The following is a 25,791-nucleotide window of genomic DNA, read 5'->3' on the forward strand; positions in this document are numbered from 1 at the left end:
ATGAAACGCGTGTATGTAGAGGAGCAGTGGTGCCTGGGGTGCCATCTGTGCGAATATAACTGCGCTTTTGCCAATTCCGGCTTGGACAACATGGCGAAGGCCTTGAAGGACAAGGAGATCCGGCCCCGCATCCACATCGAGGACGGGGAGGATATCCACTTTGCCGTGTCCTGCCGCCATTGCCAGGACGCCATCTGCATGAAGAGCTGCATTGCCGGGGCCATTTCTAAAAAGGACGGCGTGGTGTGCATCGACAAAAACAAGTGCGTGGGCTGTTACACCTGTGTGCTGGTGTGCCCCTACGGCGCCCTGCGCCCCTCCCCGGAGGGCCCCATGGAAAAGTGCGAGCTGTGCGTGAACAATTCCTGCGGGGAACCCGCCTGTGTGGCGGGCTGTCCCAACCGGGCCATCATCTTTGCGGAAAAGGAGGGGGCGTAAATGGAATACGTCATCATCGGCAATTCCACAGCGGCGGTGGGCTGCATCGAGGGCATCCGCTCCGTGGACCCAGAGGGCGCCATTACCGTGGTGGCCAGCGAGCCCTACCACACCTACTCCCGGCCGCTGATCTCCTATTTGCTGGAGGGGAAGACGGATGGGGAGCGGATGAAATACCGTCCGGATTCCTATTACAACGAGATGGGTGTGAAAGCCAAACTGGGAATCAAGGCCGTGAAGCTGATGCCGGAAGAACACAAGGTGGTTCTGGAAGATGGGGAGGAGCTTCCCTACGGCAAGCTGCTGGTCGCCACGGGCTCTACCCCCTTTGTCCCATCTTTTGAGGGCCTGGATACCGTGGAGAAGAAGTTCACCTTCCTGTCCCTGGATGACGCCAAGGCCCTGGAGGCTGCCCTGACCCCGGAGAGCCGGGTCCTCATCTTGGGAGCGGGGCTCATCGGCCTGAAATGCGCCGAGGGCATCGCCCGGCGGGTGAAGTCTATAGAGGTGGCGGACTTGGCCTCCCAGGTGCTGCCCAGCATCCTGGATGAAGCGGGCGCCAAACGGGTGCAGGCGTACTTGGAGGAACAGGGGCTCACGTTCCATCTGGGGGACACTGCCGTGAAGTTTCAGGGCAACACCGCCCACTTGAAAAGCGGCGGCACGGTGGACTTCGATGTGCTGGTGCTGGCGGTGGGGGTGCGGCCCAATGGTTCCCTGGTGAGGGAGGCTGGGGGCAAAGTGGATCGGGGCATCCTTACGGATGACACCGGCCTCACCTCCCTGCCGGATGTATACGCCGCTGGGGACTGCTGCGAAAGCTATGATATCACCAGCGGGGAACGCCGGGTGCTGGCCCTGCTGCCCAATGCCTACCTCCAGGGGGAGTGCGCCGGGAAGAATATGGCGGGGGAAAGCTTCCGCTTCACCAACGCCGTGCCCATGAACGCCATCGGTTTTTTCGGCCTGCACCTGATTACCGCAGGCAGTTACCGGGGCGAAAAGCTGGCCGCTCAGGATGGGGACAATTACAAGGCCTTCTTTGTGGAGAACGGGCTTTTGAAGGGGTTTATTCTAATCGGGGACTGCCTGGAGAACGCCGGGGTTTACACGGCGCTCATCCGGGAGCGGACGCCCCTTTCCACGGTGGACTTTGGCCTGCTGCGGGAAAAGCCCCAGTTTATGGCCTTTTCGGCCTCGAAGCGGCGGGAGCTGTTCGGGCGCTGAAGGGAAAATAGCATATCCCCGGGAGGCAGGGCCTTCAAAGGCGGGGAACCGGCGGCAAGCGGGCCGCCCTAAGAGAAAGGCGGGAGCATTGTTATGCAAGCACAACAGACAGAGTTTGCCATTGGCCAGCGGTATATCGGCGCGGGGGCAGGCAGAGGGGAGATCGCGGTTCATCAGGTGCCGGGCAACGCCTTGGGCGCCTATTTGGACGGGGCCTCCATCCAGGTTTACTGCAATGCCCAGGACGCCACCGGCGACACCATGAACGATGGCGAGATTGTCATACACGGCTCCAGTGGGGATGCCACCGGCTACGCCATGCGGGGCGGCGCCATCTATATTGAAAGGGACGCGGGTTACCGCTGCGGCATCCACATGAAGGAATATGGCGCCAAGGTGCCCAGCATCGTCATTGGCGGGCGCTGCGGCAGCTTTTTAGGGGAATACCAGGCCGGGGGCGTGATTTTGGTGCTGGGTATCGGCTGGGAGGACCGCCCCCCTGTGGGGAACTTCTGCGGGACAGGCATGCACGGCGGGCGCATCTACCTGCGCACCACCCACCTGCCCCCCGACCTGCCGGCCCAGGTGGCGGCCTCAGAGGCGGGGGAGGAGGACCTGCGGCGCATCGAGCCCCTGGTAAACGCTTACTGCGCCCATTTTGGCGCGGACAAGGGCAGCCTGCTGGCCTCCCACTACTATGTGCTGACCCCCAATACAAGCAACCCCTACAAGCAGTTATATGTCAACAACTGAGCGGGGCTTCCCTACCCGGCCGGTTTCGTGTATACTGAAAGAAAACATCCTTTGGGAAAGGCGGCGGCGCCATGCGCTATTCGGAAGCGGATATCCAGGAATTTATCCATGACAACGATGTGAAGTTCATCAAATTTTCCTTCTGCGACGTATTTGGGAACCAGAAGATCATCTCTGTGCTGCCCTCGGTGCTGCCCCGGGCCTTCAGCCAGGGCATTGCGGTGGACGCCTCCCGCATTGAGGGCTTTTACAAGCGGGGGGACAGCGAGCTGTTCCTTTTTCCCGATACGGACACCATCTCCCTGCTGCCCTGGCGGCCCTCCCACGGGCGGGTGGCGCGGTTTTACTGCCACATCAAGGACCAGGAGGGCAGCCCCTTCGCCCAGGACGGCCGGAAAATCCTGCGGGACGCGGTGGCCTGGGCGAAGGACCGGGGGATTGAAGTGAATTTCGGCGCGGAGAACGACTTCTACCTGTTCCGCACCGATGAGGAAGGGGAACCCACGGACCTTCCCTTTGACAATGCGGGCTTTCTGGATGAGGCCCCCGAGGACCGGGGGGAGGACGTGCGCCGGGATATCTGCTTGACCTTGGAGGCCATGGGCATTGAACCCCAGTACTCCCAGCACATCAGCGGGCCGGGGCAGAACCGCATCGACTTTGCCCCCGGCCCCGCCCTGGAGTGCGCGGACAATGTCATCACCTTCCGTTCCGTGGTGAAGATGATGGCAGTGCGAAACGGGCTGTGGGCCACCTTTTCCCCCAAGCCCATTCCCGATGCGGCGGGCAACGGATTCCGCGTTGCCATGCGGCCCATGCAGGGGCAGGCGGGCTGCTGCGACGCTTTTATGGCGGGCATCTTGAAGCGCTTTCCAGAGATGCAGGTGTTCTTCAATCCCCGGGAGGAATCCTTCGAGCGGCTGGGCACTTTTGGCGCGCCGGACAGCATCTCCTGGTCGGATACAGGCCGCATGAGCCTGCTGCGCCGCAAGCCGGGCGGCCGTATCGAGCTCTCTGCCGCGGACGGGGCCGCCAACCCGTACCTTTGCTTTGCCCTGCTCATCTACGCCGGGGCGGATGGGGTGGAACAGGGGCTCTCCCTGTCAGAAGCCCCCAGCGGGGAGCCGCTGCCGTCCTCTTTGGCGGCGGCCAGGGCCCTTTGCCGGGAGAGCGCCTTCCTCCGGGAGCTCCTCCCGCGGGAGATCCTCCGTGCTTACGCCGGCGTCTAAGGGCGGCGGGGACCAGGGACGCCGGGTGCTGGTGGCCGTTTCAGGGGAGAAGGGCCGGGCTCAGTGGGAGCGCCTCCTGCGGGAGGCGGGGTTCCAAGAGGTGGGCCTTGCCGCCAGCGGCGGCGAGGCCCGGCGGATGCTTCTCTCTGGCGGCTGGGATACCTTGGTGATCCACACGCCCCTGCCCGATGAATTTGGCCGCCAGCTGGCCATGGACGCTTCTCAGGAAGGCCCTGGTGTGCTGCTGGTGGTGAAGAGCGAACTGTGGGAGGAGGCCAGCGCCCAGGTCTCTTCTTTTGGGGTGCTCACCCTGGGCAGGCCCTTCTCCCGGGGAGCGCTGGCCCAGGCCCTGGGGCTTTTGGCGGCTTCTCAGGCGCGGCTGCGGGAATGTCAGCAGGAAAATGCCCGGCTGCGGCAAAAGCTGGAGGAGCTGCGGATTATCTCCCGGGCCAAGTGCCTTTTGGTAGAGTACCTCCATCTCAGTGAAGAGCAGGCCCATAAATACATGGAGCACCAGGCCATGGAAGAGCGGAAGACCCGCCGGGCCGTGGCGGAGGAGGTCCTGCGGGAGTATGGCTGAGGCCGCCCTGCCGGGGGAAAGTTTCCCCACAGGAAGCAAAGTTTGTGGAAAACGAGATAGCAAAACACATCCGAAGGGAAAAAGCCCTCTGCAAGAGGGCTTTTTCCCTGGGCGGACTAGGACTGGGTGAAAGGATGGAAGCGCGCTATGATGGAAGGAAACCTTGGGAAGCTTCACGAGGAGTGCGCCGTGTTCGGCGTCAGCCTGCGGGAAGGCTGGGAGCGGGAAGAGGCCCCGGGCGTCTGCTACAATGGCCTGCTGGCCCTGCAGCACCGGGGCCAGGAGGGGGCGGGCATCGCCTGCGCCCGGGAGAACGCCCTGTACTGCCACAAAGACGTGGGCCTGGTGACAGAGGCGTTCCCGCCCCAGAAGATGGAGAAGCTGCCACCTGCCCGGCAGGCGATCGGCCACACCCGTTACTCCACCACGGGGGGGAATACGGTGAAGAATGTGCAGCCCTTTGTCACAGAGTTCCTCACGGGCCGCATTGCCACGGCCCATAACGGCAATGTGGTCAATGCCAGGGAAATCCGGGAAAAGCTGAAGCCCTTTGGCTTGGACTTCTCCGCCACCAGCGACAGCGAGGTGGTCTCCTCTCTCATCGCCTACCGGGTGATGCGGTGCGGGGACCTGGTCACCGGCGTGAAGGAGGCCTGCAAGCTGCTGCGGGGTGCCTTTTCCCTGGTGGTGCTCTCGGGGGATGGAAAGCTGGCCGCTGTGCGGGACCCCAACGGCTACCGGCCCCTGTGCCTGGGGGAAAACGCCTCCGGCATGGCGGTGGCTTCGGAGAGCTGTGCCCTGGACAGCTGCGGCTTCTCCTTTGTGCGGGATATCCGCCCCGGAGAGGTGGTTCTTATCGAGAATGGGAAGGTCCTGCACAGCGAGCTCTGCCTGCGCTCGCCCCAGCAGAGCCTGTGCGTGTTCGAGTATGTGTACTTCTCCCGGCCGGATTCCGTCATCGACGGCCTCAGTGTCTACGAGGCCCGGCTGAATATGGGACGCATGCTGGCCCGGGAGCACCCGGTGGAGGCGGACGTGGTCTGCGGCGTGCCGGACAGCGGCTTGGAGGCGGCCATGGGCTATTCCCTGGAAAGCGGCATCCCCATGGGCACCGCTTTTGTGAAGAACCGGTACATCGGCCGCAGCTTTATCTTCCCCACCCAGGCCCAGCGGGAGAACGCCGTCACCCTGAAGCTGAATCCCCTGCGGGCCGCGGTGGAGGGGAAGCGGGTGGTGTTGGTGGATGACTCCATCGTCCGGGGCACCACCTGCGCCCGCATCGTGGCCTCCATGCGCCGGGCCGGCGCCAAGGAGGTGCACCTGCGCATCTCCTCCCCGCCCTTCCGCCACACCTGCCATTTCGGCACGGACATCGGCAATGAGGAAAACCTGATTGCCAACTGCCTGACCATCCCGGAGATCCAGGCGCGCACCGGGGTGGACACCCTGGGCTACATCAGTGTGCAGGGCCTTTTAGAGGCCTGCCGCGGCAGCGGGCTGGACCTGTGCACCGGCTGCTTTACCGGCAGCTACGCCACAGAGGTGGAGGGCCCTGCCTGCCAAAAAGAAGCATTGGGCTGCTGAAGACCGCGCCCGCCTTTCTGATCCCCGGAAAGGCGGGCGCTTTTTGCTTTCAGGCGCGGCACAGCCGCCATAGGATGAGCCCAGAAATGGGAAAAGATTTTGAATTTTTTTGTGAAGAGGGTGCATGTTGCCCGTTCCTGTGGTATGATAGAAGCAGCTTTGGCCACCCGTTCCATCCAGGCGGCCCTAGATTGAAACAGAAAGAAGGAATGCGCATGATGAAGCTCCACAAAGAAGGCGTTTATCTGGTGGAGGGCGCCCAGCTGGTGCCCGCTTCCCAGGCCCAGGGGCATCCGCGCCTGAAGGACGTGACTCCCGAGGCGGCCAAGAAGGCCACCATTGCCTACGGCATTTTACAGGCCCACAACCAGAGCGGTGACCCCAATGCCCTGCAAATCCGTTTTGACGCCCTGGCTTCCCACGATATCACCTATGTAGGCATCATCCAGACGGCCCGGGCCTCTGGCATGGAGAAGTTCCCCATGCCCTATGTGCTCACCTGCTGCCACAACTCCCTGTGCGCGGTGGGCGGCACCATCAACGAGGATGACCACATGTTTGGCCTCACCGCCGCCCAGAAGTACGGCGGCATCTATGTGCCCCCCCATGTGGCAGTCATCCACCAGTACATGCGGGAGATGCACGCCGGCTGCGGGAAGATGATCCTGGGCAGCGACAGCCACACCCGCTACGGCGCTTTGGGCACCATGGCCGTGGGCGAGGGCGGCGGCGAGCTGGACAAGCAGATCCTGGGCGACACCTGGGACAGTCCCTATCCGGAAGTGGTGGCCATCTACCTCACCGGCAGGCCCCAGCCCTGGGTTGGCCCTCACGATATCGCCCTGGCCATCTGCCGGGCGGTGTACGCTAACGGCTATGTGAAGAACAAGGTCATGGAGTTCGTGGGCCCCGGCGTGGCCTCTATGGACACGGACTACCGCAATGGCGTGGACGTGATGACTACCGAGACCACCTGCCTTTCCTCCATCTGGCAGACCGACGGCGACACCAAAGCCTGGCTCACGGAGCACGGCCGCGGCAGTGACTACCGGGAGCTGAAGCCCGGGGAGGTGGCCTATTACGACGGCTGCGTGGAGATCGACCTCTCCCAGATCAAGCCCATGATCGCCCTGCCCTTCCACCCCTCCAACGCCTACACCATCGACGAGCTGAAGGAGAACCTCACCGACATCCTGCGGGAGACGGAGAAGGCCGCGGAGAAGGTCAGCCAGGGCCGGGCCCCCTACACCTTGCTGGACAAGGTAAAGGACGGCCAGCTCCAGGTGCAGCAGGGCGTCATCGGAGGCTGCGCCGGCGGAACCTTCACCAGCATTGCCCAGGCGGCCAATGTGCTGCGGGGCAAGTCCATCGGCGCCGGGGAGTTCACCCTGAACGTGTACCCCTCCTCCATCCCCGTGTACATGGAGCTGATGAAGAACGGCGCTCTGGCGGACCTGATGGCCGCCGGCTCCGTGGTGAAGACCGCCTTCTGCGGCCCCTGCTTCGGCGCGGGGGACACCCCCAACCACAACGGCCTGTCCATCCGCCACACCACCCGGAACTTCCCCAACCGGGAGGGCAGCAAGCCCGGCCAGGGACAGATGTCCGCCGTGGCTTTGATGGACGCCCGCTCCATCGCCGCCAGCGCGGCACGGGGCGGCCTGCTCACCAGCGCCGAGGAGTTCGCCGGGGCCTTCGCCGCGCCCCCGGCCTACCACTTTGATCCCGCCCCCTACCAGGCCCGGGTGTACCAGGGCTTTGGCAAGGCCCAGGAGGACGCCCCTCTGTTCTACGGCCCCAACATCAAGGACTGGCCCCAGCGCCCCGCCTTGGAGGAGAACATCCTGCTGAAGGTCTGCTCTAAAATCTTGGACGAGGTCACCACCACCGACGAGCTCATCCCCTCGGGGGAGACCTCCTCCTACCGCTCCAACCCCCTGGGCCTGGCGGAGTTCACCCTGTCCCGCCGGGACCCGGAGTATGTGGGCCGCGCCAAAGAGGTGGATGCCCTGGAGGCCGCCCGGGAGAAGGGAGAGGACGTTCTGAAGCTGGTCCCGGAGCTGGAGGGCGTGTTCGCCGCCATCCGCACCATCCCCGGCCAGGAGCAGGTGGACCCCCAGGCGGTGGAGATCGGCTCTGTGCTCTACGCCAATAAGCCCGGCGACGGCTCCGCCCGGGAACAGGCGGCCAGCTGCCAGCGGGTGCTGGGGGGCCTTGCCAACATCACCCAGGACTACGCCACCAAGCGCTACCGCTCCAACGTGATGAACTGGGGCATGCTGCCATTCCATCTCCAGGGGGAGCCCACCGCCTTTGAGGTGGGGGACTACATCTATGTCCCCGGCATCCGCTCCGCCCTGGACGGCGACCTGTCCCACATCCCGGCCTATGTGCTCAGGGACGGCCGGGCGGTGGAGATCGCCCTCTACTGCAAGGACATGACCGAGAACGAGCGGGCCATCGTCAAGGCCGGGTGCCTGATCAATTTCAACCGGGACCGGAACAAGAATTGATTTTGGGAGGAACATTACAATGGCAAAGCTGTACTATAATTGTCCTGGCGGCGCCTTTGGAGACTGCATGCCCTTTGGGAAGGACGGCGTCTTCTATCTCTATTACTTAAAGGATAACCGGAAGCCCCAGGACCAAAAGGACCCATTTGTGTGGGATTTGGTGACCACTCCAGACTTTGTGCATTACACAGAGCAGGGCACGGCCATTGCTGGCAGCGGTCCCAACGACCAAGATCAGGACATCATCTCTGGAAGTGTGATGGAGGGGATGGGGCAGTACCATGCCTTTTACACAGGGGCCAATCTGTCTTTCTCAGCCAAGGGCCTGCCCAGCCAGGTACAGATGCACGCCACCAGCGATGACCTGATTCACTGGACAAAAGACCACAGCCTTCACCTTCCGCCTCAGCCAGGATATGACATCAGCGACTGGCGTGACCCCTTTGTGATTTGGGATCCGGAAGAGGAGCAGTACCTGATGCTCTTCGGCGGCCGCAAGGCGGGCCCCAAGACCCAGCAGACCGGCCGCACGGTGCAGTTCGCCTCTAAGGACCTGGAGCACTGGGAGTTCCGAGGGGATTTCTGGGCCCCCGGCCTTTATACCATGCACGAGATGCCCGACCTGTTCTACATGGACGGCTGGTGGTACCACATCATCACGGAATACAGCCACCGCAGCAAGATGATCTACCGCATGAGCCGCACGATGCACGGCCCCTGGCTCGCCCCCAAGGACGACGCCTTCGACGGCCGGGCCTATTACGCGGGCCGCACCTTTGCCATGGACGGCAAGCGCTATCTCCTGGGCTGGGTGCCCACCAAAGTGGGGGACAGCGACAAGGGGGCCTTCCAGTGGGCGGGCACCTTTGTGCCCCACCAGCTCTACCAGCGGGAGGACGGCACCTTGGGCTGCGCCATGCCGGACACTGTCCGGGCCGCCTTCGTGGAAGGGGAGAACCTGGACGATGTGACGCTGGCCGCCGCCCCTGCCCGCCAGGAGAAGGTCCTGCGGGAGGACGGCGGGGACTTCTTCAAGCTGGAGCTGGACGTGAGCTTCCAGGAGGGGACGTCCACCTTCGGTCTGCGGTTTTACGGAAACCAGGAGACCGGGGAGAGCTACCAGTACCTGTTCCATGTGGGGGAAAACCGGGTGGTCTTTGAGAAGAGCCCCAACTGGCCCTGGCCGGATGAGCAGAACATCGGCCAGGAGCGGCCCATCCACTTGGAGCCCGGAAAGACCTACCATGTGGACCTGATCGTGGACGGCACCATCGCCACCCTGTATGTGGACGGCGTGGCCCTGAACGCCCGGGCCTACCGGAAGTTCGGCACGGCGGTCAGCGCCTTTGCCACGGACGGGACCGTGGAGCTGAAAAACGGCACGTTTTCTCAAAGTTTGCGATAATTTTTGCCTATAAACGGGAGGATTGTAAAAATGGCACGACTGTACTACCAGAGCCCCGACGCGGTGTGCGGGGACTTCATGCCCTTTGGCGAAGACGGCACTTTTTACCTGTTTTACCTGCGGGACCCCCGGGTGGGCGGCCGTTCCATGGGCAAGCCCTTCGGCTGGGACCTGCTGAAGACCAAGGACTTTGTCCACTATGAGAATTTGGGCAACGCCATCCCCCACGGCACGGATGAGGAGCAGGACCAGTATGTCTTTTCTGGAAGCGTTATCAAGGCCTTGGGCCAGTACCACGCTTTCTACACCGGCAACAACATGCTGTTCCCCCAGCAGGGCAAGCCCGGCCAGGTGCAGATGCACGCCACCAGCGACGACCTGCTCCACTGGACCAAGACCGATGAGGACTTGGATTTAATGGCCCAGCCCGGCTACGACCCCGATGACTGGCGGGACCCCTTCCTGCTGTGGGATGAGGAGCGCCAGGAGTACCGGATGTTCCTGGGCGCCCGGAAGGCGGGCCCCAAGACCCAGCAGACCGGCCGCACTGTGTGGTACACCTCCAAGGACCTGAAGACCTGGGAGTTCCAGGGGGACTTCTGGGCCCCGGACCTGTACACCATGCACGAGATGCCCGACGTGTTCTACATGGACGGCTGGTGGTATCACATTATCACCGAGTACAGCCACCGCAGCAAGATGGTCTACCGCATGAGCAAGAGCCTCCAGGGCCCCTGGCTCACCCCCAAGGATGACGCTTTCGACGGCCGGGCCTATTACGCGGCCCGCACCTTTGCCATGGACGGCAAGCATTACCTCTTCGGCTGGGTGCCCACCAAAGAGGGTGACACGGACAAGGGCCTGTTCCAGTGGGGCGGCGCCTGCGTGCCCCACCAGCTCTACCAGCGGGAGGACGGCACCTTGGGCTGCGCCATGCCGGACACTGTCCGGGCCGCCTTCGTGGAAGGGGAGAACCTGGAAGATGTGACGCTGGCCGCTGCCCCTGCCCGCCAGGAGAAGGTCCTGCGGGAGGACGGCGGGGACTTCTTCAAGCTGGAGCTGGACGTGAGCTTCCAGGAGGGGACGTCCACCTTCGGCCTGCGGTTCTACGGAAACCAGGAGACCGGGGAGAGCTACCAGTACCTGTTCCATGTGGGGGAAAACCGGGTGGTCTTCGAGAAGAGCCCCAACTGGCCCTGGCCGGATGAGCAGAACATCGGCCAGGAGCGGCCCATCCATTTGGAGCCCGGAAAGACCTACCATGTGGACCTGATCGTGGACGGCACCATCGCCACCCTGTATGTGGACGGCGTGGCCCTGAACGCCCGGGCCTACCGGAAGTTCGGCACGGCGGTCAGCGCCTTTGCCACGGACGGGACCGTGGAGCTGAAAAACATCACCCTTTCCCGGGATCTGAAGTAAAAATAGCACATCTCTGTATCGCGAAGGGTCCGGCCCCGCAGAAGGTATGACTGCGGAGCCGGGCCTTTTTTTGAAACATTTCCCGAAAGCGGTTTTTCTTAACGCAGTAGATGAATAGTCTCTCTTTCTGGAGGAAGGGATTTTTTCAGAAGGAGCCGTAAAACACAATCCCAATGGAAGAAGGGGCCCTTGCAGGCTTGCATACCTGCGGGGGCCTTCGCTTTTTGAGGGAAGATGCCGCAAAAACACAGGAAAACAGCGATATTGTATGCGTTAACGGTATTTAGGCAAAACGCTCAGAATGTCAGATTTTTTGCACGACATAAGTAACGAATTTTATATCGTTTTTTTTTTTTTTGCTAAAATGACGAAGAATTGAAAAACGAATCCGTCAAAAGGGCAAAACTGTACACTTTGCCCAGCTGTTCCGCCCTGTTGGAGCAGAGGGATGGGAATGCTTTGGTGTAAAGCCTTTTGGCTTCACATAATCTATACCCTTGGGAGGATGAAACCTATGAAACGAAAGATCGCGGCGGCGTTGCTCGCCATGGCCATGCTGGTTTCCACCACTGCCTGCAGCAGCGGCGGTTCCAGCAGCAGCTCGGCGGCGCCGGAGAGCTCCGCGCCCGCGGAGACTAGCAGCGCGGCAGAGGAGAGCGCGACCTCGGAAGCGGGCGGGGAGAGCAGCGCGGCCGGAGAGGCTGCCACAGACTCCACCCTTACCTACGATGGGGAAGAGGTGACCATCACCTATTGGCACACCCACAGTGACCAAGAGGCAGAGGTGCTGACCGAGCAGATCATCCCCGAGTTCGAGAAGCAGTTCCCCAACATCCATGTGGACGCGGTGGTCATGCCCTATGACAGCGTCAAGCAGCAGATGATCCAGGGCGTGGCCAGCGGCACCGGCCCGGACCTGATGCGTATGGACATCATCTGGACCACCGAGTTCGCCGAGCTGGGCGCCCTGGTGGCGGTGGATGACCTTCCCGGCTTTGCCGAGATGAAGGACACCCTGTTTGAGGGGCCCCTGAGCACCAACTATTACGAGGGCAAGTACTACGGCCTGCCCCTGAACACCAACTGCCTCAGCGGCGTGTGGAGCAAGACCCTGCTGGAGCAGCTGGGCCTGGAGGAGATCCCCTCCACCTATGACGAGATGCTGGAGCTGAAGGACCAGCTGGGCGAGGGCCAGTACCTCATGTCCACGGAAGATGTGAACACCTGGTCCATCGCGCCCCTGTTCTACTCCCTGGGCGGCACCTACACCAACGAGGACTACACCCAGGCCAGCGGCTACCTGAACAGCGAGGAGAGCGTGAAGGCGCTGGAGACCCTGGTGCAGTGGTACGATGAAGGCGTGCTGGGGCCGGCCACCATGGCTGGCAAACCCGATGTGGCCAACGGCGCCTTCAACGGCGAGTATCTGCTCACCTTCCAGGGCCCCTGGTTCTACACCAACAACAAGGAAGAGGACATCGCCAAGGTGCAGTCCGGGCTGCTGCCCGCTGGCGAGGCCGGCTCCCTGTCCGTTGTGGGCGGCGAGAACCTGTGCCTGTTCAGCAGCGGCACCAAGCAGGAAGCCGCGTGGGTGTTTGCCCGCTTCCTGATGGGCGAGTTCGCCCAGAAGGCCCAGGCCCTGGGCGGCGGCCACCTGGTCCCCACCGTAAAGGAATACGCCAACTCTGAGGAAGTTATGGCAGTGGAGAATATGGATGTCTATGTAGAGCAGCTGGAGAATGCCGTTTCCAGAACGCCCCATCCCAATTGGGAGAAGATGTCTGACCAGCTGAACAAGCTGTTCCAGAGCTGCCTGCGCCATGAGGACGAGCCCAAGGCCGCCCTGGACAAGCTGGCCCCGGAAATTGACGCCCTGCTGGCTGAGACGGAATAAGCCAGTCTGAAAGAATGCAAAGAGGCCGCGGCTGGAAAGCCCCCAGCTTTCCAGCCGCCCTTATTTTCAGATGAGATGGGAGGAAGAAGCAAGTGAAAAAAGACGCACTGGCGGTGCGCTTCCGCAAGGGTCTGCGCCAATGGGCAGCAGTGCTGCCGTTTATCACGGTGGGCCTGGTTCTGTTTGTGACCTTTGTGCTCTATCCGCAGATCAAAAACATCTATATCGCTTTTACAGATTACAGCATCATGCCCGGAGCGGAGACGCCCTTTGTGGGGTTTGCCAATTTCCAGCGGGCCTTCGAGGGCATGTTTGAAAGGGGCACTGACGCCTATTATTTCTGGATCTCATTCCGCAACAACATTCTGGCGGTGCTGATCACTGTGCCGGGACAGCTGGTTTTGGGCCTGTTGGTTGCTGTGATGATCCACAACCTGAAGTTTGGCAAGAACATCTATAAGAGCATGTTCTATATCGCGGTCATCTGCGACTGGGTTGTGGTGGCAAACATTTTCGATTATATCTTCCAGCCCGATGACGGCAGCCTGGTCAACTACATCCTGCTGCAGCTGCACATCATCAAGGAACCCATTGCCTGGCTGCAAGAGACCTGGACCGGCAACTTTGTCATCTGGGTGTTCAGCATTTGGAAGGGCTTTGGCTGGGTTATGATTATCTATACCGCGGCATTGCAGGGCATTTCCAACGACCTGTATGAGGCGGCCACCATCGACGGCGCCAACACGGTGGAGAAGTTCTTCTATGTAACCCTGCCCAGCATTAAGGGCACCACTTTCTACCTGCTGATCAACTTGATCAACGGCGCCATGAACATCTTCACACAGGTGTTCCTGCTGACAAAGGGCGACCCTGTGGGCACCACGGATGTAATGATGAACTATATCTATACCCGGGCTTTCAACTATTTCGAGTTCAGCTACGCGGCGGCCTGCGGCCTGATGATGGGCGTCTTTGTCTTCGCCACATCCATGTTCCTCAAGCGCTATCTGCGCTATGGGCAGGATACCTGAGAGGGGGCGCAGTGATGAAACGGAAAAAGACAGCGGCCCAAGTGGCCCTTCATGCGGTGCTTATCTTTTTGGCGGTGGTCTGCCTGACCCCCTTCTTATCCATGATTTCCTCTTCCTTCATGGATATCCGGGGCGTGCTGCCGGACATCCCGGTGATCCTTCCGCAGCCCCCTCTTTACACAGAGAACTATGTGGAAGTGTGGACGCGCAATAACTTTTCCCGCTACTTTGTGAACACCGCTTTTCTTTCAGTAAGCGGCATGATCATCAACGTGGTGGTTTCCATCACCATGGCCTACAGCTTTTCCCGGTTTAAGTTCCCGGGAAGGGAGGTCATCTTCAACATCTTCCTGCTGACCATGATGATCCCCACACAGCTGGCTTTGATCTCACAGTACACAGTGCTCAACAGCCTGCACATGATTGACAACTATGGCGGTGTGCTTTTGCTGTGGGGCGGCACCTGCGTGGCGGGGAACACCTTCTTTTACAGGGGCTTCTTCGAGAGCGTTCCCAAGGAACTGGAGGAATCCATGTTCCTGGATGGGGCCTCCCGCCTGGGGGTGCTGCTGCACTGCATCATCCCCCTGACCAAGCCCGCCATTGCCACCTCTGCCATTTTTGCCTTTAACGGCTATTGGGGTAATCTGTTTGATATTCTGACCTTTATCAAGACAGAGGAAAAGCGCACCCTTTCTGTGGCGTTGCAGCTGTTCCGGGGCCAGCACACCACCGAGTATGGCCTGATGTTTGCGGCGTCCGTCATTGTGATTGTGCCCGTCATCGTAATCTTCATCATCTTCCAGAAGCAGTTCATGCAGCAGGGCCTGGTAGAAGGCGCTGTAAAGGGATGAGAAAAGTAAAAGAAATAACACTAAAAAAGTAAAAATGTTTCTAGGATTTTTGAGCGGGCCTGATAAAATTGGGACTAGCTCAAAACTGACAGGAAAGGAGAGAAAACAATGGCAATTCGAGTGACAGTGTGGAACGAGTACCTGCACGAGGTGCAGTTCCCAGAAGTGGCAGAGGTGTACCCTAAGGGCATCCACGGGTGCATCGCGGACTTTTTGAAGGACGCGGGCATGGAGGTGCGCACCGCCACCCTGAAGGAGCCGGAACACGGCCTGACCCAGGAAGTGCTGGACAACACCGATGTGCTGATCTGGTGGGGGCACATGGCCCATCATCAGGTGGCGGACGAGATCGTGGACCGGGTGCACAAGCGCATCCAGGAGGGCATGGGCCTGATTGTGCTGCACTCCGGGCACGCTAGCAAGATCTTCCAGAAGATCTGCGGCACCAATTCCGGCATGCTGAAATGGCGGGAAGACGGGGAGAAGGAGATCCTGTGGGTGGTGGACCCCAGCCATCCCATCGCGGACGGCCTGGACGAGAAGATCATCATTCCTCACGAGGAGATGTACGGCGAGCACTTCAACATCCCCCAGCCGGATGAGCTGGTGTTCATCAGCTGGTTCGAGGGCGGCGAGGTGTTCCGCAGCGGGTGCTGCTACCATCGGGGCAAGGGGAAGATCTTCTACTTCCGTCCCGGCCACGAGGTGTTCCCCATCTACCACCAGCCGGAGATCCAGCATGTGATCATCAACGCGGTGAAGTGGGCTGCGCCGGTTCAGTTCCCCAACACCACCTATGGAAATCCTGCGCCCGTGGTGCCGATCACTACGCAGGTACAGGGGATTACCGGGAATCCGGGACTGCATCAGCCCAAGTGAGGGGCCGCGCAGAGAACAGAGGGAGGACCCGCGGGCTTTGACCAAGGCATCGGTGGGAAACCCAGACAAGTTTGTTGTATTGAATTTTCGCAAAGGAGCGAAGCGTTATGACTGAAAAAGTGATTCGAGTGGGCTCGGTGGGCCTGGGCGGCATCTGGACCGGCGTTCACGAGCCCGGCATCCGCAGAAGCCCCAATTTGGAACTGGTGGCTATCTGCGATATCGACGAGGAAAAGCTGCAGGCGGCAGGGGAGAAGTACGGTATCCCCCCGGAGCGCCGGTTTGTGGATTATCACGACCTGATCAGCTGCCCCGATGTGGAGGCGGTGGATATCTGCACCTCCAACGACGCCCACTTTGAGATCGCCATGGCGGCGGTGGAGGCGGGCAAGCCCTACGACCTGGAGAAACCCATCACCATGACGGCGGAACAGGCGGACACCCTGGCCAAGGCCACGGAGGAGAAGGGATTGAAAAATATGGTGTGCTTCTCCTACCGCTTTAAGGCGGCAGCCCGGTACGCCAGGGACCTGATCGCCCAGGGGAAGATCGGCCATGTCTACCATGTGGACATGCAGTACTTCCAGGCTTGGGGCCTACCCCGGGATAACTGCCCGCTGGCTTGGCGCTTTGTGAAGAGCCGCACAGGCTCTGGCGCTTTGGGCGACCTGGGCTGCCACGCCCTGGACCTGGTGCGGTTCGTCACCGGGAAGGAGTACACCCGGGTGGTGGGCCACACTGGCACCTATGTCACAGAGCGCCCCCTGGAGAAGGGCGAGGGCACGGGCAAGGTGGATGTGGACGATTTCTGCAACTACATGGCCGATATGGAGGACGGCATCTCCGCCAGCTTCCAGATCACCCGCTTTGGCTTTGGCCGGGGCAACTACCAGCGCATGGAAATCTACGGCAGCGAGGGCGCCATTGTGTACAGCCTGGACGCCCAGGGCTCCGGCGTGGACGAGATTGAAGTCTGCTCCGGCGACATCAACGCCGATGCCCATGTGTTCAGCAAGCTGCCCATTCCGGAGAGATATTATGTAGACCAGATGCAGTCCTTTGCCGACATCCTCAACGGCGTGGGCGACGGTTTGGCCGCCACCATTCAGGATGGCCAGGCGAACCAGCATGTGGTGGACGCCATCTTGGAGTCTGCGGAAAAAGGCCAGTGGCTGGACATTTTGCCGGTACAGTAACAATTGATTCTATCAAAATATGATATGCAAAAGGCTGCCTCTCCTCTGCCGGGTGGGGCAGCTTTTTGCGCTTTTTTCTCTATAAAAGCACAGGGCGCTTTCTATGAAAGATAGGTGGAATCTTTATTTCTTTTAGGGAAAATCCAAGCGGGCTTTCCGGGATATAGGAAAGTCAGATAAACAATATATGAATTGTAAGAGATTTTATAAATAATTTTGGACGTGTTTGATAAAATGGATTCAAACTGAAAAGTACGGTAAAATAGAGCCGAAAGGAGAGAAAACAATGGCAATTCGAGTGACAGTGTGGAACGAGTACCTGCACGAGGTGCAGTTCCCGGAAGTGGCAGAGGTGTACCCCAAGGGCATCCACGGGTGCATCGCGGACTTTTTGAAGGACGCGGGCATGGAGGTGCGCACCGCCACCCTGAAGGAGCCGGAACACGGCCTGACCCAGGAAGTGCTGGACAACACCGACGTGCTGATCTGGTGGGGGCACATGGCCCATCATCAGGTGGCGGACGAGATCGTGGACCGGGTGCACAAGCGCATCCAGGAGGGCATGGGCCTGATCGTGCTCCACTCCGGGCACGCCTCTAAGATTTTCCAGCGGATCTGCGGCACCAATTCCGGCATGCTGAAATGGCGGGAAGACGGGGAGAAGGAGATCCTGTGGGTGGTGGACCCCAGCCATCCCATCGCGGACGGCCTGGATGAGAAGATCATCATTCCCCACGAGGAGATGTACGGCGAGCACTTCAACATCCCCCAGCCGGATGAGCTGGTGTTCATCAGCTGGTTCGAGGGCGGCGAGGTGTTCCGCAGCGGGTGCTGCTACCACCGTGGCAAGGGGAAGATCTTCTACTTCCGCCCCGGCCACGAGGTGTTCCCCATCTACCATCAGCCGGAGATCCAGCATGTGATCATCAACGCGGTGAAGTGGGCCGCGCCGGTCCAGTTCCCGCAGGAACATTATGGAAACCTGCCTCCTGTGGTGGAGGTTCACGGGAAGCTGGAGCACAGCATCGCAGGACTGCATGAAAAAAAGGACTGATAAGGCCAGGGGCTGGAGATGGGTTCTCCAGTCCCTCCTAACAAGGAGGAGTATTGTATGAACTACAAAACGTTAGGCAAAAGCGGAGTGGAAGTATCGGAGCTGATCCTGGGGTGCTGGGCCATGGGAGGGGACTACTTTGGCGCCACGGAGGACGAGAGCTCCCTGGAAGCGCTGCAGGTGTCCTATGAGAACGGTGTCAACACCTTTGACACGGCGGAGATCTACGGCAGCGGGCGCTCCGAGCGGGTGGTGGGAGAAGCCGCCCGGCGGATCGGCCGGGACAAGGTGAAGATCATCTCCAAGGTGTTCAAGCCCTCCATGGCCCACGACAAGATGGTGAAGGCCTGCGAGGACAGCCTGTCCCGCCTGGGGACGGACTATCTGGACGTGTACTTTCTGCACTACCCCATCCCGGAGGAGGAAGTGAGCATCCAGGAGCGGATGGAGACCATGACGGAGCTGAAGAAAGCGGGGAAGATCCGCGCCATTGGGCTTTCCAACTTCTCCCTGGAGGAGATGAAGGCGGCCATGGAGTACGGGCAGGTGGACGTGATCCAGCCCTGCTACAGCCTGCTGTGGCGGTACGACGAGGAGCTATTGAAATTCAGCCGTGAAAACGATATCGCGGTCATCCCCTACAGCACCCTGGCCCAGGGGCTGCTGACCGGGAAGTACAAGAAGGGAGCCACCTTCACGGACGGGCGCAGCCGTGCCGCGCTGTTCCAGCCGGAGAACTACGACCGCGCCCTGGAGGTGACGGAGGTGCTGGCAAAGGCCAGCGCCAAGTACGGGAAGACGCCGGCCCAGGGAGCCATCGCCTGGCTGCTGCAGACGCCCGGTGTGACGGCGCCCATCGTGGGCGCGAAAAACGGGAAGCAGGCGGCGGAGAATATCCAGGCCTCTGGGTGGCAGTTCTCAGAGGAGGACTACGAGGCCATTGACCGGGCCAGCCGGGAGTTCACAGAGGGCCTGCCCCATTACACCCTGTTCTTCAACACCAACACAGCGGACTGAGAGAAAGGAGTCGTTTGAGATGCCATTGGTAAAGGTCAACGACCTGCTGCGGCACGCCACGGAGAACCACTACGGCGTGGCGGCGGTGAACGTGTGCAACTATGAGACCATCAAGTGGGTGGCGGAGGCTGCGGGCCGGGAGCGGATTCCCGTAATCATCCAGTTCTACCCGGGGTTTGAGAAGTACATCGCCTTAAAGCATGTGGCGGCCATCGCCAAGGAGTTCGCGGAGAAGTCAGAGGTGCCCATCGGGGTGCACCTGGACCACTCGGCGGGGTACGGCATCGCTGTGGGGGGCGTGCGGGACGGGTTCCCCTCGGTGATGGTGGACGGTTCGGCCCTGCCCTATGAGGAGAACGTGGCGCTGACCGCGGCAGTGGTGCAGGCGGCCGGCGTGTTCAACGTGGATGTGGAGGCGGAGCTGGGCCATGTGGGGTCCGGGGCAAATGTGGACGACATTGTCAACGCGGACCACTACACCAACGTGGAGCAGGCGGTGGAGTTTGTGGAGCGGACCGGGTGCGGGTCCCTGGCGGTGGCGGTGGGCAACGCCCACGGGGCCTACGTCCAGACGCCCAACCTGGACTTTGAGCGGATCGCCGCGCTGCGGAAAGCGCTGCCCATCCCGCTGGTGCTCCACGGGTGCTCGGACATCCCCCACGAGCAGCTGCAGGAGAGCGTGCGGCTGGGGATGAGCAAGTTCAACATCGCCACGGAGTACTTCCGGGCCTGCTACGCCAGCGTGGAGAAGCAGGTGGCCGCGGGAGAGGCCAAGGGGAACCTGTTCGGCCTGATGAACGCGGCGGCGGAGGACGTCATCGAGTTTGTGCGGGGGAAGATGCGGCTTTTAAACCCCAACAAGTTTTCATTTTAAGGGAAGGCCCACAGGGGACCTTTAGGAGGAATTGTTTTGAAACGGTTTGAAGTGGCAGGGTACGACATGCCCTGCGTGGACCTGGCGGTGAACGTGGACGTGTTCCCCAAGCCCAACGGGGGCACAGGGGTGCGGGCCATGAGCTGGCAGGGCGGCGGGAAGGTGGCCTCCGGGATGGTGGCCTGCGCCCGCCTGGGAGCCAAGTGCGCCATGATGGGCGCGGTGGGCAGCGACGACTACGGGCAGTTCTGCATCCGGGACTTTGAGCGCCACGGCATCGACGTCAGCGGGATGAAGGTGCGGGAGGGGGAGACCACCTCCCTGTCCATCGTGCTCAGCGACCGGGAGACCGACGGCAGGAGCATCGTGTACCGGCGGGGCACGGCCCAGCCGCCCAGCTTCGCGGAGCTGGACGAGGGCATTTTGGAGGACTGCCAGTGGTTTTTCGTGGCCCACATGACGGCGGCCTCGGTGGAGGCCATGCACCACGCCAAGGCGGCGGGGGCCAAGGTCATTGTGGACGCGGACAGCTTCTCCTCGGAGATGATGGACAACATCCAGAACATCGACGTGTTCATCGGGTCGGAGTTTTTCTACAATGCCCTGTTCCGGGACAAGGACTACGAGAAGAACTGCAGGGCCCTGTGTGAGAGAGGGCCTTCCATCGTGGTGTTCACCCTGGGGGCCAAGGGGTGCGTGGGCTACAGCCCGGAGGAGGGGTACTTTGAGATACCCTCCTTCGACGTGCCGGTGGCGGACACCGTGGGCGCCGGGGACGTGTTCCACGGGGCCTATGTGGTGGGGCTGCTGCGGGGGCTGTCCCCAAAAGAGGCGGCTAGGCTTGCCACGGGGGTGTCCTGCATCAAATGCACCCGCATCGGGGGCCGGGCGGGCATCCCGGACTGGGACACCGTGCAGAAGTACTTGCAGACCGGCGAGATCGACTACACAGAGATCGACCAGCGTGTGGAATTTTACGGGAGGAAATTGCAGCTATGAGAAAACAGCACATCGTGTTGGGCGTGGCGCCCACCAAGCGGAGCTTTTTGAGCATGGAGGAGGCCAAGCGCCAGAAGGACAAGTTCATGGGGGTGATCCGGCAGATCCACCCGGACGTGGTGGAGATTGTGGACATCGACGATTTGTGCGAGAACGGCATCCTGTACGAGACGGAGAAGATCCCCCAGGTGGTGGAGAAGTTCAAGAAGGCGGGGATCGACGCCCTGTTCACGCCCCACTGCGACTTTGGCGAGGAGCAGTGCGCGGCGGGGGTGGCGGCGGCCCTGAAGGTGCCCACCCTGATGTGGGGCGCCCGGGACGAGCGGCCCAACACGGACGAGAGCCGGGGCCGGGACACCCAGTGCGGCATGTTTGCCTGCACCAAGGTGATGAAGCGGTTCGGGGTGCAGTACAGCTACATCTGGAACTGCGAGACGGAGAGCGAGGACTTCAAGCGGGGCTTTGACCGGTTCATCCGGGTGGCGGCCGTGGTGAAGACGGTGAAGAACCTGCGCATCGCCAAGTTCGGGGCCCGGCCCGTGCCCTTTATGAGCGTGATGGCCAACGAAGGGGATTTGGCCACCAAGTTCGGCATCACGGTGGTGCCCGTGTCCCCCACGGCCATCGCCGCCCGCATGGACGAGCTGATCCAGGGCAAGGATGAGCGCCTGGCGGAGTACCTGGCGGACGTGAAGGGCCGGATGGACACCTCCTCCATGGAGGAGGACAAGGTCACCCGGGCCGCGGCGGCCAAGCTGGCGGTGCAGGACCTGATGGAGAAGAACCACTGCACGGCCGGCGCCATGGAGTGCTGGAGCGCGGTGCCCATTCTGGGGGTGCCCATCTGCATGACGTTGGGGGAGATGGCCGACGAGGGCATGCCCATCTCCTGCGAGACGGACATCAACGGGGCGGTGACCCTGGCCATGCTCCAGGCGGTAACCCTGGGCAAGGAGTCCAGCTTCCTGGCGGACCTGACCATCCGCCACCCCCAGAACGACAACGCCGAGCTGCTGTGGCACTGCGGGCCCTTCCCCTACTCTCTGAAGGACTCTGGCTGCCAGGCCCGGCTGGTGGGCGGCCAGGAGCGCTTTGAGCTGAAGAAGGGGGACATCACCGTGTGCCGGTTCGATGACTGTGATGGGAAGTACTACCTGTTCGGCGGCGAGGGCCGGGCGGTGGACGGACCCCAGACCAACGGCACTTATGTCTGGTTTGAGACGGACAACTGGAAGCGCTGGGAAGAGAAGCTGATGTTTGGGCCCTACATCCACCATGTGGGCGGCATTTACGGCAACTACAAGCCCGTCCTGCGGGAGGCCGCACGCTATCTCGGCCTCATCTTCGATGACGCCGACGAGCAGGGCGTTTACAGTTTGTGAGGGAGGGACGTGTTATGAGAGAGATACATCCCCAGGCCTTGGACCGGGAGGCGTTCCGGCTCTACGGCGACTTTATGGACCTGCTGCGTGTGCCCCAGATCGAGAGGCGGGAGGGGGACAACATCTTTGCCCCGGACCTTTTGAAGCTCCATTTGGACGGGCGGATGCCCGCCTCCGTGTGCGTGGCGCGGGTCTCGGAATGTGAGAGGGTCATCTCCGCCCTGGAGTACCACCAGTTCACCTGCGAGGGCATCCTGCCCCTGGATGGGGACATTGATATCTTTGTGGGGCCCTCCAGCTTCCGGGTGGACCCGGAGACGGTGGTGGCCTTCCGGGTGCCCAAGGGCACTTTTGTCCGCCTCAACCCTGGCGTGCTCCACGGCCGCCAGTTCGTGGTGGACTCCCCAGAGGTCAACGTCCTCATCCTCCTCCCTGAGCGCACCTTCGGCAACGACTGCGCCTTCTTCCCCTTGAAGGGCGAGGAGCAGATCCGCATTACTCTGTGAGGAGGGCAACCATGAATCTTCAGGCCATCCAACACATCCCGGTGAGCAATTACGCGTTCCCTGTCTCAGAGAAGGAGTTCAAGGTCCGCCTGCGGGCTGCCAAGGGCGACCTGGACCGGGCGCGCCTGGTCATTGGCAACAAGTACCTGTGGCATACCCGGAAGGAGTTCCCCATGGAGGTGGCTGGCTCCGACGGGCTGTTCGATTACTACGAGTGCGTGTACCAAGTGGAAGACCCCCGCATCGCCTATTATTTCATTTTGGACAAAGGGGATGAGGAGTGGTTTTACGGGGACAACGGCCTGGTGCAGCCTGGCACCACCAACATTGAGGAGGACGAGGCGGCCGCTTTTGTCAACTTCCAGTTTCCCTTTGTCAATTCGATTGATGTTCACAAGGCACCCTCCTGGGTGAACAGCGCGGTGTTTTACCAGATCTTCCCAGAGCGCTTCTGCAACGGAAAACCGGAGCTCTCCCCCCAAGGGGCCGTTCCCTGGGGGAGCAAGCCGGACCGGGTCAACTTTATGGGGGGAGACCTGCCCGGCATCACCGAGAAGCTGCCTTACCTGGAGGAGTTGGGCGTCAATGCCCTGTACCTCACCCCCATCTTTGAGGCCCAGTCCAACCACAAATATGACACCATCGACTACACCCGCCTGGACCCCCACTTTGGTGAGGAGTCCGACCTGGTGGAGCTGATCAATCAGGCGCACAAGCGGGGCATCCGCATCATTTTGGACGGGGTGTTCAACCACTGCGGCGGCGGGTTCCGCCAGTTCCAGGATGTGGTGGAGCACGGGGAGCAGTCCCCCTTTAAGGACTGGTTCTACATCCGGGAGTTCCCCGTCTCCTTCGACCCCATCAACTTCTACGCCTTCGGCACCACCCCCTATGTGCCCAGCCCCTGGGCTGCGAGGGATATCCCTGTGGAGAGGCTGAAGCGGATGTGCATGCCCAAGCTGAACACGGAAAATCCCCAAGTGAAGGAATACCTGCTGGGGGCCGTGGCCAAGTGGACCCGCATGGGCATCGACGGCTGGCGGCTGGATGTGGCCACCGAGGTGGACTCCCACTTCTGGCGGGAGTTCCGCCAGACAGTGCATGCCATCAATCCGGACGCAGTTATCATTGGAGAGTTCTGGCGCAACGCGGAGGCCTGGCTGCAGGGGGATCAGTTCGACGGGGTGATGAATTACGGAATGCAGCGCCCGGCGGTGCTGTACTTTGCCAAAAGCGCCATTTCCCCGCAGCAGTTCCAAGGGCTGCTGACCGAGAACCTGATGCGCTACACCGACGCTGCCAACGCCTCTATGCTCAACCTGCTGGACAGCCATGACACCGCCCGCTTTGTGACCGTGTGCGGCGGCGATACGGCCCGGCTGAAAAACGCAGCGTCGTTCCTGTTCACCTTCGTGGGCATGCCCTGCACCTATTATGGGACAGAGATAGGCATGACCGGGGAGAACGACCCGGACTGCCGCAAGGCCTTTGACTGGGAGGAGTCCCATTGGGACAAAGACCTGCGGTGCCACTATCAAAAGCTGATGGCGTTGCGGAAGACCCGCAGGGCGCTGCAAGAGGGCTCGGTGCGGTTCTGCTCCCAAGGGGATGTGTTCCTCATGGAGCGCCGCAAAGACGGCGAGCGCCTGGTCACTGCCATCAACAACACCGGCGCCCCCCAAGCTTGCACGCTGTGCGCCAAGGGGGCAAAGGACCTGCTGGGCGGCGGCTCCTATAAGGGAGAGGGAGAGGCCCTTTCCCTGAAAGTGCCCCCCTTCACTTCCATGATCTTGGAACTGGAGTGAATTCCGGCTATCATAAAGGAGTTGTAGTATTGTGGAGAAAAAGATAAACCGAATTGGCTCGGTGGGCCTGGGTTCCATTTGGAACGGCGTCCATGCTCCCGGCATTCAGCGCAGCCCCAACTTGGAGCTGGTGGCCATCTGTGACATCGACGAGGAAAAGCTGCAGGCGGCAGGGGAGAAGTACGGCATCCCCCCGGAGCGGCGCTTCACCGATTATCATGACCTGATCAGCTGCCCCGATGTAGAGGCGGTGGATATCTGCACCTCCAACGACGCCCACTTTGAGATCGCCATGGCGGCGGTGGAGGCGGGCAAGCCCTACGACCTGGAGAAACCCATCACCATGACGGCGGAACAGGCGGACACCCTGGCCAAGGCCACGGAGGAGAAGGGATTGAAAAATATGGTGTGCTTCTCCTACCGCTTTAAGGCGGCGGCCCGGTACGCCAGGGACTTGATCGCCCAGGGGAAGATCGGCCGTGTCTACCATGTGGACATGCAGTACTTCCAGGCCTGGGGCCTGCCCCGGGTGGACTGTCCCCTGGTGTGGCGCTTTGTGAAGAGCCGTACAGGCTCCGGCGCTTTGGGCGACCTGGGCTGCCATGCCCTGGACCTGGTGCGGTTCGTCACCGGGAAGGAGTACACCCGGGTGGTGGGCCACACCGGCACCTATGTCCATGAGCGGAAGCTCCTTCCCAAGGATGGGAAGGGCACGGGCAAGGTGGATGTGGACGATTTCTGCAACTACATGGCCGATATGGAGGACGGCATCTCCGCCAGCTTCCAGATCACCCGCTTTGGCTTTGGCCGGGGCAACTACCAGCGCATGGAAATCTACGGCAGCGAGGGCGCCATCGTGTACAGCCTGGACGCCCAGGGCTCCGGCGTGGACGAGATCGAAGTCTGCTCCGGCGACATCAACGCCGATGCCCATGTGTTCAGCAAGCTGCCCATTCCGGAGAGATATTATGTAGACCAGATGCAGTCCTTTGCCGATATCCTCAACGGCGTGGGCGACGGTTTGGCCGCCACCATCCAGGACGGCCAGGCGAACCAGCATGTGGTGGACGCCATCATCAAATCCGCAGAAGAGGGGACCTGGCTGGCGCCTTAAGGCACGGCGTTCCCTTGAACAGGAGCGAAGGGCTG

The 25,791-nt window shown here is 61.3% G+C and carries 22 protein-coding genes; all 22 read left to right on the forward strand.

The window, feature by feature from the left end; translation table 11 throughout:
* On the forward strand, positions 1–438 hold the full coding sequence (locus ODJ80_RS07770; protein ID WP_178865073.1) for a 4Fe-4S dicluster domain-containing protein: 438 nt from the start codon (positions 1–3) through the stop codon (positions 436–438).
* Positions 439–1,665 carry an NAD(P)/FAD-dependent oxidoreductase gene (locus tag ODJ80_RS07775; RefSeq protein WP_263041634.1) on the forward strand — a complete coding sequence of 409 codons (1,227 nt, stop codon included), beginning with the start codon at positions 439–441 and terminating at the stop codon, positions 1,663–1,665.
* Positions 1,666–1,758: 93 nt separating this feature from the next.
* Positions 1,759–2,418, forward strand: coding sequence for a glutamate synthase (locus ODJ80_RS07780; protein ID WP_263041635.1), 660 nt, complete (start codon positions 1,759–1,761; stop codon positions 2,416–2,418).
* A gap of 71 nt (positions 2,419–2,489) precedes the next feature.
* A complete protein-coding gene (locus tag ODJ80_RS07785) occupies positions 2,490–3,647 on the forward strand; it encodes a glutamine synthetase family protein (RefSeq protein ID WP_263041636.1) in 1,158 nt (385 codons plus the stop codon).
* Positions 3,628–4,227: an ANTAR domain-containing response regulator gene (locus tag ODJ80_RS07790; RefSeq protein WP_263041637.1), complete on the forward strand. Its 600-nt coding sequence runs from the start codon at positions 3,628–3,630 to the stop codon at positions 4,225–4,227. Before ODJ80_RS07785 ends, ODJ80_RS07790 begins: the two co-directional genes overlap by 20 nt.
* A gap of 147 nt (positions 4,228–4,374) precedes the next feature.
* Positions 4,375–5,811 (forward strand): amidophosphoribosyltransferase, encoded by a 1,437-nt coding sequence (gene purF / locus ODJ80_RS07795; protein WP_263041638.1) that lies wholly within the window; start codon positions 4,375–4,377, stop codon positions 5,809–5,811.
* 215 nt (positions 5,812–6,026) lie between these two features.
* The gene (locus ODJ80_RS07800) at positions 6,027–8,324 is read left to right on the forward strand and encodes a hydratase (RefSeq protein ID WP_263041705.1); all 2,298 of its coding nucleotides are present in this window, start codon (positions 6,027–6,029) and stop codon (positions 8,322–8,324) included.
* A gap of 19 nt (positions 8,325–8,343) precedes the next feature.
* Entirely contained in the window at positions 8,344–9,729 is a 1,386-nt protein-coding gene (locus ODJ80_RS07805) for a GH32 C-terminal domain-containing protein (protein ID WP_263041639.1), read from the forward strand.
* 30 nt (positions 9,730–9,759) lie between these two features.
* Positions 9,760–11,151 carry a GH32 C-terminal domain-containing protein gene (locus tag ODJ80_RS07810; RefSeq protein WP_263041640.1) on the forward strand — a complete coding sequence of 464 codons (1,392 nt, stop codon included), beginning with the start codon at positions 9,760–9,762 and terminating at the stop codon, positions 11,149–11,151.
* A gap of 514 nt (positions 11,152–11,665) precedes the next feature.
* A complete protein-coding gene (locus ODJ80_RS07815; RefSeq protein WP_263041641.1) occupies positions 11,666–13,045 on the forward strand; it encodes an extracellular solute-binding protein in 1,380 nt (459 codons plus the stop codon).
* 92 nt (positions 13,046–13,137) lie between these two features.
* Complete coding sequence (locus ODJ80_RS07820; protein ID WP_263041642.1) at positions 13,138–14,076, forward strand: carbohydrate ABC transporter permease; 939 nt, start codon at positions 13,138–13,140, stop codon at positions 14,074–14,076.
* Positions 14,077–14,090: 14 nt separating this feature from the next.
* A complete protein-coding gene (locus ODJ80_RS07825; RefSeq protein ID WP_263041643.1) occupies positions 14,091–14,930 on the forward strand; it encodes a carbohydrate ABC transporter permease in 840 nt (279 codons plus the stop codon).
* 108 nt (positions 14,931–15,038) lie between these two features.
* Positions 15,039–15,809: a ThuA domain-containing protein gene (locus tag ODJ80_RS07830; RefSeq protein ID WP_263041644.1), complete on the forward strand. Its 771-nt coding sequence runs from the start codon at positions 15,039–15,041 to the stop codon at positions 15,807–15,809.
* A gap of 107 nt (positions 15,810–15,916) precedes the next feature.
* Positions 15,917–17,005, forward strand: a complete 1,089-nt coding sequence (locus ODJ80_RS07835; RefSeq protein ID WP_263041645.1) for a Gfo/Idh/MocA family protein — start codon at positions 15,917–15,919, stop codon at positions 17,003–17,005.
* A 286-nt stretch (positions 17,006–17,291) separates the two neighbouring features.
* Positions 17,292–18,059, forward strand: coding sequence for a ThuA domain-containing protein (locus ODJ80_RS07840; protein WP_263041646.1), 768 nt, complete (start codon positions 17,292–17,294; stop codon positions 18,057–18,059).
* A gap of 57 nt (positions 18,060–18,116) precedes the next feature.
* Positions 18,117–19,076: an aldo/keto reductase gene (locus ODJ80_RS07845; protein ID WP_263041647.1), complete on the forward strand. Its 960-nt coding sequence runs from the start codon at positions 18,117–18,119 to the stop codon at positions 19,074–19,076.
* Between the two features lie 19 nt (positions 19,077–19,095).
* Positions 19,096–19,950 carry a class II fructose-bisphosphate aldolase gene (locus ODJ80_RS07850; RefSeq protein WP_263041648.1) on the forward strand — a complete coding sequence of 285 codons (855 nt, stop codon included), beginning with the start codon at positions 19,096–19,098 and terminating at the stop codon, positions 19,948–19,950.
* 36 nt (positions 19,951–19,986) lie between these two features.
* The gene (locus ODJ80_RS07855) at positions 19,987–20,949 is read left to right on the forward strand and encodes a carbohydrate kinase family protein (RefSeq protein ID WP_263041649.1); all 963 of its coding nucleotides are present in this window, start codon (positions 19,987–19,989) and stop codon (positions 20,947–20,949) included.
* Complete coding sequence (locus ODJ80_RS07860) at positions 20,946–22,331, forward strand: L-fucose/L-arabinose isomerase family protein (protein ID WP_263041650.1); 1,386 nt, start codon at positions 20,946–20,948, stop codon at positions 22,329–22,331. The genes ODJ80_RS07855 and ODJ80_RS07860 overlap by 4 nt, the downstream gene beginning before the upstream one ends.
* Before the next feature lie 14 nt (positions 22,332–22,345).
* On the forward strand, positions 22,346–22,837 hold the full coding sequence (locus ODJ80_RS07865; protein WP_263041651.1) for a DUF4867 family protein: 492 nt from the start codon (positions 22,346–22,348) through the stop codon (positions 22,835–22,837).
* An 11-nt stretch (positions 22,838–22,848) separates the two neighbouring features.
* Positions 22,849–24,642, forward strand: coding sequence for a glycoside hydrolase family 13 protein (locus ODJ80_RS07870; RefSeq protein ID WP_263041652.1), 1,794 nt, complete (start codon positions 22,849–22,851; stop codon positions 24,640–24,642).
* A gap of 31 nt (positions 24,643–24,673) precedes the next feature.
* Positions 24,674–25,756 (forward strand): Gfo/Idh/MocA family protein, encoded by a 1,083-nt coding sequence (locus ODJ80_RS07875; RefSeq protein WP_263041653.1) that lies wholly within the window; start codon positions 24,674–24,676, stop codon positions 25,754–25,756.
* Positions 25,757–25,791: the final 35 nt, after the last annotated feature.

The organism is Acutalibacter sp. LFL-21 (assembly GCF_025630755.1).
In the GTDB taxonomy this organism is placed as follows: domain Bacteria; phylum Bacillota; class Clostridia; order Oscillospirales; family Acutalibacteraceae; genus Acutalibacter; species Acutalibacter stercoravium.